The 17412-nt window shown below is 33.6% G+C and carries 10 protein-coding genes; 5 read left to right on the top strand and 5 right to left on the bottom strand.

Annotation, left to right across the window (positions count from 1 at the left end):
* Positions 1-8 precede the first annotated feature (8 nt).
* The 5 genes from UABHE_RS28950 (at position 9) to UABHE_RS28930 (ending at position 11268) form a co-directional block, all read left to right on the top strand.
* On the top strand, positions 9-4811 hold the full coding sequence (locus UABHE_RS28950) for a protein kinase (protein WP_372366828.1): 4803 nt from the start codon (positions 9-11) through the stop codon (positions 4809-4811).
* Between the two features lie 255 nt (positions 4812-5066).
* On the top strand, positions 5067-6149 hold the full coding sequence (locus tag UABHE_RS28945; protein ID WP_372366827.1) for a hypothetical protein: 1083 nt from the start codon (positions 5067-5069) through the stop codon (positions 6147-6149).
* 14 nt (positions 6150-6163) lie between these two features.
* On the top strand, positions 6164-7357 hold the full coding sequence (locus tag UABHE_RS28940) for a PQQ-binding-like beta-propeller repeat protein (RefSeq protein WP_372366825.1): 1194 nt from the start codon (positions 6164-6166) through the stop codon (positions 7355-7357).
* A 201-nt stretch (positions 7358-7558) separates the two neighbouring features.
* Positions 7559-8434, top strand: a complete 876-nt coding sequence (locus UABHE_RS28935; protein ID WP_372366824.1) for a hypothetical protein — start codon at positions 7559-7561, stop codon at positions 8432-8434.
* 80 nt (positions 8435-8514) lie between these two features.
* Positions 8515-11268: a tetratricopeptide repeat protein gene (locus UABHE_RS28930; protein ID WP_372366823.1), complete on the top strand. Its 2754-nt coding sequence runs from the start codon at positions 8515-8517 to the stop codon at positions 11266-11268.
* Positions 11269-11314: 46 nt separating this feature from the next.
* Here UABHE_RS28930 and UABHE_RS28925 read toward each other — a convergent pair whose 3' ends face one another.
* From UABHE_RS28925 to UABHE_RS28905, 5 genes are all read right to left on the bottom strand, one after another.
* Positions 11315-11560 carry a leucine-rich repeat domain-containing protein gene (locus tag UABHE_RS28925; RefSeq protein WP_372366822.1) on the bottom strand — a complete coding sequence of 82 codons (246 nt, stop codon included), beginning with the start codon at positions 11558-11560 and terminating at the stop codon, positions 11315-11317.
* A gap of 662 nt (positions 11561-12222) precedes the next feature.
* The gene (locus tag UABHE_RS28920) at positions 12223-12669 is read right to left on the bottom strand and encodes a leucine-rich repeat domain-containing protein (RefSeq protein ID WP_372366821.1); all 447 of its coding nucleotides are present in this window, start codon (positions 12667-12669) and stop codon (positions 12223-12225) included.
* Between the two features lie 250 nt (positions 12670-12919).
* Complete coding sequence (locus UABHE_RS28915; RefSeq protein WP_372366819.1) at positions 12920-14464, bottom strand: leucine-rich repeat domain-containing protein; 1545 nt, start codon at positions 14462-14464, stop codon at positions 12920-12922.
* A 117-nt stretch (positions 14465-14581) separates the two neighbouring features.
* Positions 14582-15895, bottom strand: a complete 1314-nt coding sequence (locus UABHE_RS28910; RefSeq protein WP_372366817.1) for a leucine-rich repeat domain-containing protein — start codon at positions 15893-15895, stop codon at positions 14582-14584.
* Between the two features lie 124 nt (positions 15896-16019).
* Positions 16020-16991 (bottom strand): leucine-rich repeat domain-containing protein, encoded by a 972-nt coding sequence (locus UABHE_RS28905; RefSeq protein ID WP_372366816.1) that lies wholly within the window; start codon positions 16989-16991, stop codon positions 16020-16022.
* Positions 16992-17412: the final 421 nt, after the last annotated feature.

The raw sequence follows: 17412 nt of genomic DNA, 5'->3' as shown, positions 1-17412 counted from the left end.
AGGAATCAATGGAGCGCAATCCTTCCTCAAAAAATAATAAAAAACAAAATAAAAAAAATGAGAACCAAGAAACTCCTTTATACGCAGAATCTATAGATGCTATTCCATCAAATGAATTTGGTATAGAGGACGACTCTATTATTAGTAATTTGGATATGGATGCTGTACCTGTTGATAGTGAACTAATTACAACTGCTGAAGATGTTGAACAGTCTGATATAGAAGACTCGGATTTAATGAATTCACAATATTTAGCATTGCCAAGCGATATTCAAGCAACACCCCAAATATTTGCAGGACCTCCTATTATTGAAGAACCGACTAATAAAAATAAATACGCGGAAAAAAAAGAGTTCGAAACAAAACGCGAAGAAATATACGATGAGGGTGAAGAAGATGATCCAATTGCAGATACAATTATCTGCTCTACCGATATAGAAGAAGAAGATTCTGTTCCTGACATTCCAACTGTAAATGAACAAGGTCTTCTTAATACAGAAACAACTAGCGAAAGTGATAACTCCGAAGATGGTATACTTGATTCAGCGCTACAAAGTAAAATCGCTGATCCTGATGTAGTAGCTCTATTTAAAGAACAATCAGTGATGGAAGATAGCGCTATTCTTGCTGCCGAAGCTGTGGAAGAAATGGACGTTGATGTCGAAGAAGCGATGTATGCAGATGGTACATTCGAAGTTGAATCAATAGGTGAAGATACTTTTTTGGCTGCGACAAAATCTAGTTCAAGCAGTGAAGAAGACAATTTTTCGCATATGGCAGCTACAAGAGATATCGCATCAAAATTTGTTCCTAAAGTTGACTATGAGACTGAACAAACCAAAGATTTAGATTTTCCAATCGAAATGAGTTCTTCACAAAATTTACCAACTAGAGATATATCACTTACAGCAACAATGGAAAGTAGTGTTAGTATTCCAGCAACTAGTCCATTTAATGTCGGTGATATCATTGATAACCGTTATAAGATTATCGATTTTCTCGGACGCGGTGGCATGGCTTTTGTTTACAAAGTCGAGCACCAACTTCTTACGGGTGGTAAACACTTTGCACTTAAAGTGCTCGCAGGACATGGAAACAAAGTTGGTGAATTTTCTAAGCGTTTTAAACGTGAAGTTGCCGTGATGATGGAATTTTCTCATCCGCATGTAATTCCTATTCGAGATTTTGGAGTAACGCCAGACAATCAACCATATTTTACTATGGATTATTGTAGTGGAAATGTTGTCAAAGAAACAATAGAAACCCAGGGAGCACTGGATATTGAGGTGACCCTTAAAATAGCATTACAGACTCTAGAAGCTTTGCGAGAGGCGCACAAAAAAAATATTATTCACCGTGATTTAAAACCTGAAAATATTATGTTTGAAATGCGCGGAGAAGAACCCTTTACTTATGTTTTGGATTTTGGTATAGCGAAAAGCTTAACCACTGAATATACCGAAAAGCTAACGCAAGGAGTTATTGGAACCTTATTGTACATGTCTCCTGAACAAGCGACAGCACAAGATTTGACTATTGCAACAGATATATATTCACTAGGAGCTTCTTTATATCATATGTTGACTGGACGAGCACCTTTTATTGGAACACAACAAGAGGTGCTTATCAAAATAGTCCAAGAAAGCCCTCTACCCCCGAGTTATGTTCGTAAAGGAATCCCTACAGAATTAGATGGACTCATTCTAAAAGCCCTTGCTAAAAAAGTAGATGAACGTTATGCTTCCGCGGATGAATTTGTTGATGCAATAAATGCTATTTTGGAATCAGAAGATATCAAAAGTGTTGATGATAAAAGTATAAGTACTTTGCAAGCTCGTCAGGCATTTACACCAGGGGACGTTGTAAATAATCGCTATAGAATCGTTGATGTTTTGGGTTCTGGAGGGATGGGAATAGTTTACAAAGTAGAGCATCTAGAATTATCGTCAAGTAAACGTTTTTTCGCTTTAAAGCTACTCGATCCAAAACTTTCAAATGACAATAGCTTTAAAGATCGTTTTGTACGCGAAATTGAAATGGCGATGGAGTTTACTCATGAAAATGTGATTCAAATACGTGATTTTGGACATACCAAAGAAGGTCACTATTACTATACGATGGATCATTCAAGTGGAAAAACACTTACCAATACAATAACGAAAAATGGTAAGTTGGATTTAAAACGATCGCTTAATATTGTTAGACAAGTTCTTTCAGCTTTAAAAGGGCCCCACCAAAAGAATATTGCGCACCGCGATTTGAAGCCAGATAATATAATTATTGAAAATCGTGGGGGTAAAGATCACGCTTTAGTTCTCGATTTTGGAATCGCTAAAATCTTAGATGATAATAGTCAACAAAAAATTACCCAAGAAAGTATTATTGGAACACCGCATTATATGTCTACAGAACAAGCTGGAGGAGAAAAAATTGATTTTCGCACCGATTTTTATTCTGTAGGTGTTGTTTTATTTGAAATGCTAACAGGTAAAGTTCCTTTTGATGGTAGTACAAAAGAAGTATTAGTCGCACATGTATTAAAAAAGCCGCCACAGCCATCGTTATCTGTTCCTCGTCTGCCTCTTGCTGTTGAAGAGTTAGTTCTCAAATCTTTAGAAAAAGATCCACGTGCGCGTTTTGCTAATGCACAAGAATTTATTGATGCTATTGATAATATAGAAATACGTGAGAAAAAATTACTTAAACGCAATAAAATTCGTAAAATTGTACGATTTATGACGACTGTAATTTTTCTAATGTGTATAGCGGGAACCGCATTTCTATTTTTACACATTGACAAAGAGAACCGTAAAATAGAACAACAATTCCAAGCAGCGGTGGCGAATTCAAATGAACGGCAAGCTAAAATTTACTTGGAGGAAATTAAGAATACTTTTTTTGGGGCAAACACTTTTATATTCCCCAATAAAATAACGCGTCTTTCTCTACAAATAGAATTTCAACGTGCTCTTGAAAGTGAAGATTTGGTTAAATCTCAAGATTTGTACATGCAAATTCAAAAAATGCCTTCAAGTACGCCAGAACTCCTTATTGATTTACAGCAAAATCTAGATACTCTTCATAGTAAAAGATTTAATCTTTACCAAGTAGCTCGTGCATTAAACAAGTTACAACCAAAAGTAGCAAAGACATTACTAAATTCACAAGAAACAAATAGCGGCAAAAAGCTAGGTGAACTTATTACATATTATTTAAATATGCAAGAACACTTAAAGAACAAACAATATGAAAATGCCAAGCGTATCATTGAAATCGATATTTCTCCTTGTTTAGCAATACTTGATAGTAAATTCTCTTTGCAAAATTTTAGTGGCAAAATACAGCAAATTTCTCAAAATTTAAGCGCTTACAATGAAACAGAGAGTAAGAAAGAAATTGACACTAAAGGTAATATTATTATTGCCAATATCGAGCAAGCTCTACAGCAAAGTAATATTCGTAAAGTTGAAAGTTTATTAAAAGAGTTAGATAAGTACAGCCAAGTTGATTATGAAACTAAACAAAAATACAGCGAGCTTTTATCTCAAGAAAAAAGATTTTTATCTATAAAGAAAAAAACAAAATCGGACAGTATAAAAGCATATGAACTTTTTTTAGCAGCAAATCCAAAAACAAACCATCGCTATGAAATTGAGTCTATTTTAAGACAGGATCTTCAAGGGAAATTTCAACAAGCGCAGAAAAAATATGTTGCTAAAAAATACGAAGCGACTTCTGAAATATTAAAGAATATTGTAAAGAGTTCTATATTTAAAAAAATACCTCGAGATACTCAAACAAATATACTTACAATTTTAACGAGAATATACTATCTCAACAGAGATAGAGAAATATTTTTATTAGAAAAACGTTGGGAAAAAACCCTGAAGAAAACGCTGGCTCTTTCTCAAGTAAAGAGTACCTTGGAAGCAAAAATATACATGGCAATTGCTTATAGCAAAAAAGACAAAGTATTGTCTGCGAAACTTTTGTCTTCGTTAAAAAGTCACCTACGAAACTTAAAGACCGAAAATCTCGATGAAGTGCAAAAGAAAGCATACGAAGAAGCTTTCAAGTTATTTATAAAAACATCGAAAAACAAAGAAAAAGTTATACTTAAGTTTATTCGGTTATTTCCAAAAAATTATAGCTATTATAATGATTTAGGAAAAATGAAGCTGAGGACTAACAAATCGCAAGCGAGTAAATATTTTGCTAAGTATCTAGAAGCGATAGATAAAAAATCAGGAGGCGCAGTAAGTTCTAAGCTTAGTGGTACTGATAAATATGTGATCAATCAGTGGTTGTCGTTGCAAAACTTTTTTCCTTTGAAAGTTGGTTATGCTTGGAAATATGAAAATAGAAATCTTCGTGATCAAAACATTAAGCAGCCAATACAAACCATCGAGAAAAAAAGTAAAAATACTTATACGCGTTTAGAGCAAGAAAGTAGTGATAAGTCTGCGGCAAGGATCACTATTTTTATTGAAAAAAATGTGATCAAGCAAAAGGTAGCTACTAAAAATGCTAATTTTGAAATCATTCCGCAAAAAGTGAAAGTAGATTCGGTTTGGCAAAGAAAAATTAATAAATTTTCTAATTTTAAAGTACAAGTTGTTGGATATAAAGTTCCAGTAAAAGAATACAAAAATATACAATGCTTAAAAGTTAAAATTCAGAGCGTGGACCTTAGTAAAAAAATAGTGATGTATGAATATTACGCACCAAATGTAGGTCTTGTTAAAATGGAACGTATTGATAATGGAAAAAAGAGTTTTGAGACTATATTGAAAAAATTCAAAGGTAACTAAGGCGTGTAATTTACTCAATATTTATAACTTACGTTCAATATCTATGTTTCATTTTGCAATGTAGTTTTAGAGAACATACTTTTGTCTGATTAAGAGATGGTGAAAAATAATTTACTATTTTGCATGGGATTTTATTTATTAGTGTTCTTTTCTTTTAGAGAACGTATTGAAAACGTCTAGCTGATGAATGCAGTTTTTATGTAAAATGTAGTAACTTGTTTTCCACCACATCCCTAAATAAACTAGGAGTGAGAAATGTGGATCGCTTTATTCTGTGTAGCGGTGTTATGCTTAGTACTGTACTATTTTATTGCACAAAAAAAGCAAAATGAATACAAAGAACGATTGATAAAACTAGAGAAGCAATTTGATACACTGCAAAATGAAAAATCTTCTTTACAAACTGAATTTGATCAAAATTTAGCAGGTAAAGAGCAACAACTATCCGAAAATGCAAAAAAAAGAAAACAACTAGAGCAAGAAATTGTAGAGAAAGAAGAACAGTATGATCTCCTAATGGGTAGTATGAAGGAGCAGGAAGAATCTGTAAATGAACTTCAACAGCAATTAGACAGTGTTCAAAAAAAACTTGAAAGTAAAACTTCTTCGACGCAACAAACAAAGAATATTCTAGAAAGTCAGATAGGACAACTAGAAGAAAGTAACAAAAATTATGAACAACAGGTAAAAGAAGTTACACAAATCCAAAAAGATTTAAAATTGGATATTGAAAGACTAGAGAATAAAATAGAATCACAAAATACTTGCATAGAACAAAGTAAAAAAACGCAAAGTACATGGCAACAGCAACTTGATGAAAAAGATGAGCTTGTAACAAAAAAAGACCAAGAAATAAGAGCCCTACTACAAAAGCGTAATGAAGAACAACAGCAGCTAATGGAACAAATCCAAGAACGCGAAGAAAAAAATGCGCAGTTAAAGGAAAAACTAAACAGCGAAAATACTATGAAACAAGAACAAGAAGATCTTATCTCGCAGTTAGAAAAACTTTATGAAGAAAACCTAAAGGTACGCAGTGAAACACTAAAAGAAATCAGTACTCTTTTACAAAGATTAACTAGTTTGCCAGCGCCTAATTCCATTATAAATACGAGCCTTAAAAATACGCGAAAATTTACATTAGAAGGCGACTTGAAAAAACAAGTTCTTGTTAAAGAACAGAAAAGCAAAGAAAATGAAGTGGTAAGTGAGATAAAACAACATCTAGAAAACCGCGATAGTGTTATGGCCAAATACTTAGATGTATTGCAGAAGTTTGAAAACAAAATACAAAGGAAAATAGATCGTTCACAAGGCATTCCTGCTGAGAAATCTTGATTTAGGAGACTGATATGCAAAAGTTATTACTTGTGGTTTTTGTCGTTTCTTTTTTGATCGCTGATGATTGGCCACAGTGGCGAGGTATTCTTGGCGATGGTATTGTATTGCAAGAAAATATACCAACTAAATGGACAGAAGATGGTTTACCAGTGGTTTGGCGTGCTAAAAGTGGTGCAGGCTACTCAGGTATATCTATTGCCAAATCCCGTGCATATATACTTTGTGGTATAGGTAGCGATGTTCATTGTATCGCTTACGATTGCGACACAGGTAAAATAGTTTGGAAAAAACGTGTCGGTACCATGTTTACTAGTGGTTGGGGAAATGGTCCGCGTTCAACTCCCACAGTGCACGAAGACAAAGTCTATGCTATTGGAAGTCGAGGAGAAATGAAGTGTTTCGCTGCTAAAGATGGAAAAATATTGTGGCATGTCAATCTACTTAAAAAGTTCACAACATCAATACCACACCATGGATTTGCAGCTTCTCCTGTAATATATAAAAACACTGTTTTGTATAATGTTGGTGGTACAAATAATTCATTTGTTGCATTTGATAAAGATACTGGAGAAATGCAATGGAAAAATGCGAGCGACAAAGCGGCATACAGTACACCGTATTTAGTGCAAATTCATGATACAGTGCAAGCCATTTTTTTTACAGCAAACGGCGCTGTTGGTGTTAATCCTGACAATGGCGATGTTCTTTGGCGTTATGCTTGGAAAACGTCTTACGACGTGCATGCAGCAAGTCCGATTGTTCAGAGTAATAAAGTATTTATCTCCTCCGGTTATAATAGCGGATCAGCACTTTTTTCTGTTGAAAGAGAAGGTAATAAATTTACCACTCAAACAATATGGAAAACCAAAAAGATGAAAAATCACTTCTCCTCTTCCATCTTATGGAAAGGGCACATTTATGGTTTCCATAATGCTATACTCACATGTTTAGATTTTACCACAGGAAAAGTTAAATGGCGTCAACGTGGCTTCAAAAAAGGTTCTGTAGTCGCTGTTGATAGTCATCTTCTTGTTTTAAGTGAAGATGGTAGTGTGCTAGCTCTAGCCGAAATAAATTCTGATAATTATAGCGAAAAAGCACGTATGTCACCATTTAAGGATGCAAGATGTTGGAGTGTACCAACAATTGCCAATGGCTATATTTATTTGCGTAATGAAACCGAAATTATCTGCCTCAAATTTTAATTTTGTAGCTATTCTACCAATAAAATAGCTACTTTTAGACATTTCACTAAACGTTACGAAATCTCCAGTGCTAGTTCAACGCGAGATAGTATTGGAGATTCTAAGCATTCCTAGTCCTTCCGCTTTATTACAACCAAGTATTTTTGACACTCTCTAGATCAACTTCAAAAAAACTATTCTATGTTTATAGTAGGAAACAAAATGAAATATATAATCATATTGCTTGTTCTGTTATCAACATTTATTCACCTTCGCAGCGAAGAATCAAAAAATCAATCATATACTTATATTTTGAAACGGTCATTTGAAGTTGCTGGTCGCCAAGGAGTAGCAGTTGATAAAGATCATTACTATGTTAGTGGTAGCAAAAGTATTTATAAGTACAGTCGAAATGGTAAATTAGTATCGAAAAATATCGATCCGTTTAAAAATTACACTGTTGCTGCAAATCACATTGGCGATATTGATGTTTATAACGATGAAATATTTGTAAGTGCTGAATATTTTATGGATGGTGTAGGTAAAGATATTCAAATTGCAATTCACGATGCCAAAACGCTTCTTTTTAAGAGAGCTTTTAATTTTGAGTTAAATTCTGGACAAAAAGAAGTAAGTGGAATTTGCGTTGATCGTGCACACAAGACTGTATGGATGTGCTCTTGGGTCGGAGAAAACAGTGGTAACTATTTATATGAATATGATTTGACATCTGGAAGTTATTTGCGAAAAGTACACATTTTTCCTGTTCCTCAGTGGCAACAAGGTATTTTTTATTATAAGGGACATCTTTATCTTTCGGCGGATGATGGCGATGCTGATAATGGTGAATGGGATCATCTTTATCGTGTAAATGTTAGTGAAAAGACAAATGCTTTAGTTACTTTAGAGAAGACCTTTGACGATATCAAATTTCCTGGCGAAGCAGAAGGGATTGCAGTTGATTTTATCACAAAAGAATTTTTAATTCATTTTAATCGCGGTAAACGTATTGTTCTTGGTATGCCAAAAGGGTTTTATAAAGGATATAATCGCGAAATTCACGAAGTCTATGTATATAAGATAAATGACAAGCAGTGATTCGCGGAAGGTAGTTACTCTTTGAATACACTAGAATGGAATAAAATAAGTTAACTGTTCTCGTAAATACAGGATAAACCATGGACGAAAATGAGTTGAAGAAAAGAATTTTAGCTTTAGAATTTATTGATGATAATGGTCTAGAAGAGTGTGTAAGATTTCAAAAATACTGGAAAGAGCAGGGAGAATCTCTCAGTTTGCGAATGTGTTTATTGAAAAAAAAATATCTTACTCCTTCTCAAATTGCATTTGTTGAGAACATGACAACTGTTCCGCGAAAAATACAACCATTGGTTTCTGGGTATAATCTTGAAATTGGCTCTTTATTCCACCATTACAATATTCAAGCAAAGCTAGGATATGGAGGTATGGGAGTTGTTTATAAAGCTCTCGATACTAAACTGAATCGTATTGTAGCATTAAAACTTATTTTGTCTGTTGATTCTGATTCGATGGAAAATGATCGTTTTTTACAAGAAACGGAAGCAACTGCGTGTTTAGAACACCCTAATGTCGTTCATTTATTTGATGCTGAAATTCGTCCTGTTAGCTATTTTACAATGGAATATATCGACGGAGAAAATTTTTCGGAGGTAATTTATCAACAAAATTTAACTTATATACAGATAGCTATGATTTTATATAAATGTGCATTAGCGCTCGATTATATTCATGAGAATGGGATTATTCATCGCGATATTAAGCCTGGGAATATCATGATTACTGCTAATTATGAACCAAAAATTATGGATTTCGGACTAGCAAAAATTGTTGAAAAAGATTATCGATTATCGCAAACGGGAGAAGTTATGGGGACTTTATTCTATATGTCTCCTGAGCAAGTTGAAGGAAAAAAACCTAGTAAAAGAATGGATATTTATTCGCTAGGGGCAACATTATATGAAGCGATTACGAAGCGTCCTCCTTTTCAAGGTGAGTCTTATTTCAAAGTGATAGAGCAAATTTCTTTGGATGATCCTATACGACCTTGTATTTTGAACCCTGACATTCCTAAAGATTTAGAATCTGTATGCTTAAAAAGCATAGAAAAACTCGCTTTCCGTCGCTACAAAAGTGCAAAAGATTTTGCAAATGATTTGAGAAATTTTATCGAACAACGTCCTATTAATGCATCTCCTCCAAATAATTGGACTGATCTTAAAAAATATGTCGCGCGTAATAAATTAAAGTGCTCTTTTGCACTGGCACTATTTTGTGGATTTCTAGCAACAATTATTGGTTATGTATATATAACAAAAACATTCACAGCACAGCTTGTTGAAGAAAAAAATAATTCTATCAATGCTGCCAAAGCTATATTTAAGCCTCTACAGCAAGTCTACTTGACGCAGCAAGATTTACGAAAAGATGAGACTCTATTAGCAGGTATAGAAAATACCTTCCAAGAACTACAACGATTAAAAATTTTAAACAAAATTAGTGACGATGATTTTCATGTACAGTGGATGTATGGACTTGTATGTGGACAAAGCAAAAACGATCGAAAATTTACTAAAGGAATTCAAATTTTTGATGAACTTATCAAAATGAGACCTGAAAATATGGAATTGCGCTTTATACGAGGCACTCTTTATGCAAAACGTAATTTTTTAGAAAAAGCACTAAACGATTTCACAAAATGCATACAGCTACAGCCAGGAACAGATTATTTATACTCTCAGCGAGGTTTAGCATATAAAAAATCAAATCGTTACGAACTTGCAAATAATGATTTTACAAAGGCATTAAAAATTAACCCTGATAACAACCAAGCTTACAAGTTTAGGGGAACAATGCTCTATGCTCAAAAAAAATATCGCGCAGCAGAAAAAGACATGAAGCAGGCTCTTGAACTTAATCCAAAAGACGCTGGATTGTATACAAACCTTGGTACTCTGTATCGTGATTTGAAGAAATACAAACAAGCGTTATACTATTATAGTAAAGCAATACGAGTAAATAACAAATCTGATTCAGCTTATCGAAATCGCGCACGTTTGTATATAGATCTTAAAAAATTAGAGTATGCACTGCGTGATATAAAGAGTGCTTTAGATATTGAGCCTCAACAAGAACATAGCTATTATCTTCGCGGTACTATTTTTGAAAAGCAACAACAATACAACAAAGCGCTACAAGACTACAGCACGGCAATTAAATACAACAGTAAATGGGAAGTTGCTTATGAGGCACGTGCAAGAGTTTATGCACTTTTGAAAAAATATCAACTAGCGCTTGAGGATTTATCTATGATCGCCAAATTAAATCCTCAGGATGATATATATATGCGTTTGGGAAATATGTGCATGAATATACAAAACGAAAAAAAAGCCCTTTATTTTTATAATAAAGTTCTTGAGATAAAGCCCAATAATAGCAATGCACACAGTAACATTGCTGTTATCTACAAAAAACAAAAAAATTACAACAAAGCTTTACAGTTTTTTAACAAAGCTATATCTCTAAACCCTTCTTCACATGTTTTTTATGGTAATAGAGGTAATTTATATGCTGAAATGAAATTAAATTTACAAGCAGAAGCAGACTATACACGCGCAATTAAACTAAATCCTACAAATGCAACTTTTTATCTTAATCGCGGTTTACTATACGAAACGATTGAACGTTATCAAAAAGGAATCGATGATTACAACATCGCTCTATCGCTTTCTCCTGAAAATCCACAGTTTTATTTCAATCGCGGTGTTTGCTATTACAAATTGAAAAAATATTCACCTGCAATCAAAGACTGGAAAAAATGCATCCATTTAGGCTACAAAGATGCTCTTAAAGCAAAAAAATATATAAAAGCAGCGCAACAAAGATTCAAATAAAATAATTTCATAATTTGAAATTATTTTGTTGATTAGCGTGTTTAAGTCATTCTAAAAATAAATTACAGTTAGGCAGCCACTCTCTGACTAAACTTTGTTGCTTTTCGCCTATGTCGTTATGAGATAGATATAGTTTTGAGAGATTTTGTAGTTGTGCGAGTTCAGGAGGTAGTTCGCTTATGTCGTTATAAGATAGATCTAGTTCTGAGAGAGGAAATATGTTCAGTAAATCTTTTATATCATTTATATTTATTGTTGTTAAAAGGTTGTTTAGCAAATTTACCACAGGCATAGAAATCTCCTCCTAAATTTAACGAAATAAATAGGATACTTCTTTGCAACTTATGACGTCATAAATTTGTTATTTCTCTGCTCCGAAGGAGCATAATATACTAGCTCAGGGTAACGCGTGACTACTGTTGACTTAAAAAGAACATTTCCGGGCTGAGATACTTATTTTTCAAATGACTAAGCCAAATTAAAAATAGAGAATTTTATCGTTTGTGATAAATACGAAGTAAGGTATTCTATCGATAGAAACAAGACTAGGAGGGCGAAGCTCCTGCTGAGCCAAAGCCTTTATTCTAATAAAGGCTTTATAGGAAAAAAGCTTACGACAGCGAATATTTGATTGCGAGAATCTACTGTTGATTGTTCGTTTCCTAAAAATTTTTATAAATAAAAATTTGGCTCAGCAGGAGCTTCGCCCTCCTAATTCTAAATACAACAGTGATTTTGCAACTATGCGATTTCTCTTGAGTTAGTATATACAATACTTTCAGCGCTATTATAAATTCCTTAAGTCAACAGTAGTCGGGCGTTGCCCTGAGCTGACATATTTTTCCCCTTTGGGGAAATACTTTTGTAGCATTTTACCACGGAAGTTCGACAACTTTTGTCATAGGTCACTTTTAACATGTTCTAAATCAGGGTTTTATACCAATCGCAAGATTATTATTTCAACTGAAACAAGTCGTTACTACTTATATTTAGATGAGAGAGATTTTGTAACTGTCCAAACTCAGGAAGCAATTTGTTTATTTTGTTAAAAGATAGATATAGTTCGGAGAGATTTTGTAGTTGTGCGAATTCAGGGAATAATTCGCTTATTTTGTTATAAGAAAGGTTTAGTTTAGAGAGATTTTGTAGCTGGAAAACGTGACTAGGTGTTTCTACTAACTTTTTTCCTGATAAATCAAGTTCAAGTTTACCATAAAATCCACAATTGATAAATTCGCAGCCTTCAAGATCAGCGAATATTACATCACTCCTAAACGAGCAGCCGCCAAAGACCGAGCCCCCGACACCGCACTTGCTGCCTTTCTCAAGATAAAAAGAGCATCTTTCGTAAGTAGTAGCACCTTCTATTTTTTGTAGTGACTTTCCTTTTATTTTTTGCAAAATTTTCTCCCTAAAAATTTGTATTTTATCATGTATATGTCCATTTTACAAAAATACATTCAAACCAGTATTCGTTGTATTTCCAGTTAGGCACGCCCTCGTTTTGTAGATAAATAGGTCGATTTGAAAATTATTTAATTGATTGGCGTTTGAGTCATTCTAAAAATGTAACTGATATCATGCGTCTTCGGAAAGTCTCTCAAAGTAAGGAAGTGAAAGCTTCGAATCTGCGTGTGAGTTTTTTCTAAATTTATAAATAGTATGGGTTATGTCCAAAATATAAATTACAGTTAGGCAGCCACTTTCTGATTAAGTTTTGTTGCTTTTCACCTATGTTGTTATCAGATAGGTTTAGTGTAAAGAGATGTAGCTGCGCGAGTTCAGGAGGCAATTTGCTTATTTGGTTACTAGATAGATTTAGATAAGAGAGATTTTGTAGCCGCGCTAATCCAGGAAGCAATTCGCTTATTTGATTACAAGAGAGATTTAATGTAGAGAGGTTTTGTAGCTGTGTGAATTCCGGAGGCAATTCGCTTATTTGATTACAAGAGAGATTTAATGTAGAGATGTTTTGTAGCTGTGCGAATTTCGGAGGCAATTCAGTTATTTGATTATAAGAGAGATTTAATGTAGAGAGGTTTTGTAGCTGTGTGAATTCCGAAGGCAATTCATTTATTTGATTATGAGAGAGATTTAATGTAGAGAGATTTTGTAGCTGTGCGAATTCCGGAGGCAATTCAGTTATTTGGTTGTTATTTAGATATAGTGTAGAGAGATTTTGTAGCTGTGCGAATTCCGGAGGAAATTCAGTTATTTGGTTATAAGAGAGATTTAGTGTAGAGAGATTTTGTAACTGTGCGAATTCAGGAAGTAATTTACTTATTTGGTTACCATGTAGATTTAGTGTAGAGAGATTTTGTAGTTGTGTGAATTCAGGGGGTAGTTCGCCTATTTGGTTATCAGATAGATTTATATGAGAAAGATTTTGTAGCTGTGCGAATTCCGAGGATAATTCGTTTATTTGATTGTTATGTAGATTTAGATGAGAAAGATTTTGTAGCTGTGCGAATTGAGGAGGCAATTTACTTATTTGATTATAAGATAGATTTATATGAGAGAGATTTTGTGACTGTGAGAATTGAGGAGGTAATTCGCTTATTTGGTTATCAGATAGATTTATATGAGAGAGATTTTGTAGCTGTGCGCATTCAGGAGGTAATTTGCTTATTTGGTTATCAGATAGATTTAATGTAGAGAGATTTTGTAGCTGTGAGAATTCAGGAGGAAATTCGTTTATTTGGTTACAAGATAGATTTAGTTCCGAGAGATTTTGTAGTTGTGCGAATTTAGAGGGTAATTCACTTATTTGGTTATAAGATAGATCTAGAGAAGAAAGATTTTGTAGCTGTGTTAATGCAGAGGGGAATTCGTTTATTTGGTTACAAGATAGATTTAGTTCCGAGAGATTTTGTAGTTGTGTGAATTCAGGAAATAATTCGCTTATTTTGTTATAAGAAAGGTTTAGTTTAGAGAGATTTTGTAGCTGGAAAATGTAACTAGGTGTTTCCACTAATTCTTGTTTTGATAAATCAAGTTCAAGTTTACCAGAAAATCCACAATTGGTAAATTCGCAGCCTTCAAGATCTGCGAATATTACATCACTCCTAAAAGAGCAGTTGTCAAAGATTGAGTTTTTGATATTGTACTTGCTGTCTTTTTTAAGATAAAAAGAGCATCCTTCGTAAGTAGTAGCACTCTCTATTTTTTGTAGCGACTTTCCTTTTATTTTTGGCAAAATCTTCTCCTTAAAAATTCCATTTTATAAAAAACATTCTCCTAAGAAACTAGTATTCGTTGTGTGCTAGTGAACACGCCTAGTTTTTGTAGATAAATTAGCCGGTTTGAAAATTATTTAATTGATTGGCGTATTTGAATTATTGTAAAAATAGAAACTACAGTTAGGTAGCCACTCTTTGGCTAGATTTTGTTGCTTTTCACCTATTTGGTTATCGGATAGACTTAATGTAGAGAGATTTTGTAACTGTGCGAATTCCGGAGGCAATTCATTTATTTGGTTATTAGATAGATTTAAATAAGAGAGATTTTGTAACTGTGCCAATTGAGAAGGCAATTCGCTGATTTGATTATCAGATAGATGTAGTGTAGAGAGATTTTGTAGCTGCTCTAATTCAGGAGGCAACTTGCTTATTTGGTTATAAGATAGATTTAGCGTAGAGAGATTTTGTAGCTGTGTGAATTCAGGAGGGAATTCGCTTATTTGGTTGCTATGTAGATTTAGTGTAGAGAGATTTTGTAACTGTGTTAATTCAGAGGGCAACTTGCTTATTTGGTTATAAGATAGATCTAGATAAGAGAGATTTTGTAGCTGTGTGAATTCAGGGGGTAATTCGCTTATTTGGTTGTTATTTAGATATAATTCGGAGAGATTATGCGGTATTAATTTAGGAGGCAATTTACTTATTTGATTGTTATTTAGATATAGATGGGAGAGGTTTTGTAACTGTGCGAATTTAGGGGGCAATTCGCTTATTTGGTTGTAAGATAGATTTAGATGAGAGAGATTTTGTAACTGTGCGAATTGAGGAGGTAATTTAGTTATTTCGTTATCAGATAGATCTAGATAAGAGAGATTTTGTAACTGTGCGAATTGAGGAGGCAATTTACTTATTTGGTTATAAGATAGACTTAGATGAGAGAGATTTTGTAGTTGTGTGAATTTCGAGGGCAATTCGCTTATTTGGTTGCTATGTAGATATAGATGAGAGAGATTTTGTAGCTGTGCGAATTCAGGAGGCAATCCGCTTATTTGGTTATAAGATAGATCTAAATAAGAGAGGTTTTGTAACTGTACGAATTCAGGGCGCAATTCACTTATCTTGTTATAAGAAAGGTTTAATGTAGAGAGATTTTTTAGTTGGAAAACGTAACTAGGTATTTCCACTAGCTTTTTTTTTGATAAATCAAGTTCAAGTTTACCAGAAAATCCACAATTGATAAATTCACAGCCTTCAAGATCTGTGAATATTACATCACTCCTAAAAGAGCAGTTGTCAAAGACTGAGTTTTTGATATTGTACCTACCTTTCTCAAGATAAAAAGAGCATCCTTTATAAGTAGTACCACTCTCTATTTTTTGTAGTGACTTTCCTTTTATTTTTGGCAGAATTTTCTCCCTAAAAATTTGAATATTTATTATGTTATCCATTTTACAAAAAATAATTCTTCTAAGAAGCTAGTATTCGTTGTGCCTCATTTGGATATGCCTTAGTTTTATGTAGATAAATTGGTTGGTTTGAAATTATTTGTTTGATTGGCGTGCTTGAGTCATTCTAAAAATATAAATTACAGTTAGGCAACCACTTCTTGATTAAACTTTGTTGCTTTTCACTTATTTGGTTATGAGATAGATTTAGTGTAGAGAGATCTTTTAGCTGTGCGAATTCAGGAGGCAATTCGCTTATTTTGTTATTAGATAAATTTAGATAAGAGAGATTTTGTGGTATTAATTCAGAAGGCAATTTGCTTATTTGGTTATTGTGTAGAGATAGTGTAGAGAGATTTTGTAGCTGCGCTAACTCAGGAGGCAATGTGTCTATTTCGTTATCAGATAGATGTAGTATAGAGAGATTTTGTAGTTGTGCAAATTCAGGGGGTAATTGACTTATGTAGTTATCAGATAGATTGAATATGGAGAGGTTTTGTAATTGTGCGAATTCAGGGGGCAATTCGTTTATTTGGTTGTCATGTAGATATAATGTAGAAAAATTTTGTAACTGTATTAACTCTGAAGGTAACTCACTTATGAAGTTACAAGATATATCTAATGTAGAGAGATTTTGTAGCTGTGCGAATTCAGGAGGTAATTGACTTATGAAGTTATGAGATATACCTAATGTAGAGAGATTTTGTAGCTGTGCGAATTCAGGAGGTAATTTACTGATTTGGTTACTGCCTATATTTAGATCAGAGAGGTTTTGTAGCTGTGCGAGTTCAGGAGGCAATTTACTGATTTGGTTATGAGATATACTTAATGTAGAGAGATTTTTTAGCTGGAAAACGTAACTAGGCATTTCCATTAACCTTTTTTCTGATAAATCAAGTTCAAGTTTACCAGAAAATCCACAATTCGTAAACTCGCAGCCTTCAATATCTATGAATATTACATCACTCCTAAAAGAGCAGTTGTCAAAGACTGAGTTTTTAATGTTGTACTTACTGGCTTTCTCAAGATAAAAAGAGCATCCTTCGTAAGTAATACCACTCTCTATTTTTTGTAGCGACTTTCCTTTTATTTTTGGCAAAAACTTCTCCTTGAAAATTTGAATATTTTATCATGTGGATTTTCATTTTACAAAAAATAATTATTCTAAGAAGCCAGTATTGTATTTGTTGTGTCCCAGTTGGACACACCCTAGTTTTTCAATAAATAGGTCGGTTTGAGATTATTCGATTGGTGCGTTTGAGTGATTGTGTCGTCAATCAAGGTATTGCTTATTTTTTCGAGCTCAATCCCGCTTACAAATCTGAGCAGTATTAAATTTCGACTTGAACTTTGATCAAACGAGTAAGTATTGTTACAACTGGTAAAAGAAGCTGATATTTGTTGGATCAACCTTTACTCTGTATCAAAGGATTTGTATACTAATTCAACATGGAACATGTCGTAAAGTTTTTTCCTAAAAAAGTTTGGAGTTATAAGCGTGCATCAAAACTATTAGGATG

Source organism: Candidatus Uabimicrobium helgolandensis (assembly GCF_041508025.1).
GTDB lineage: Bacteria > Planctomycetota > Uabimicrobiia > Uabimicrobiales > Uabimicrobiaceae > Uabimicrobium > Uabimicrobium helgolandensis.
Note: the sequence above shows the minus strand (reverse complement) of the source record. Positions and strands in the feature narration are given on the sequence as shown.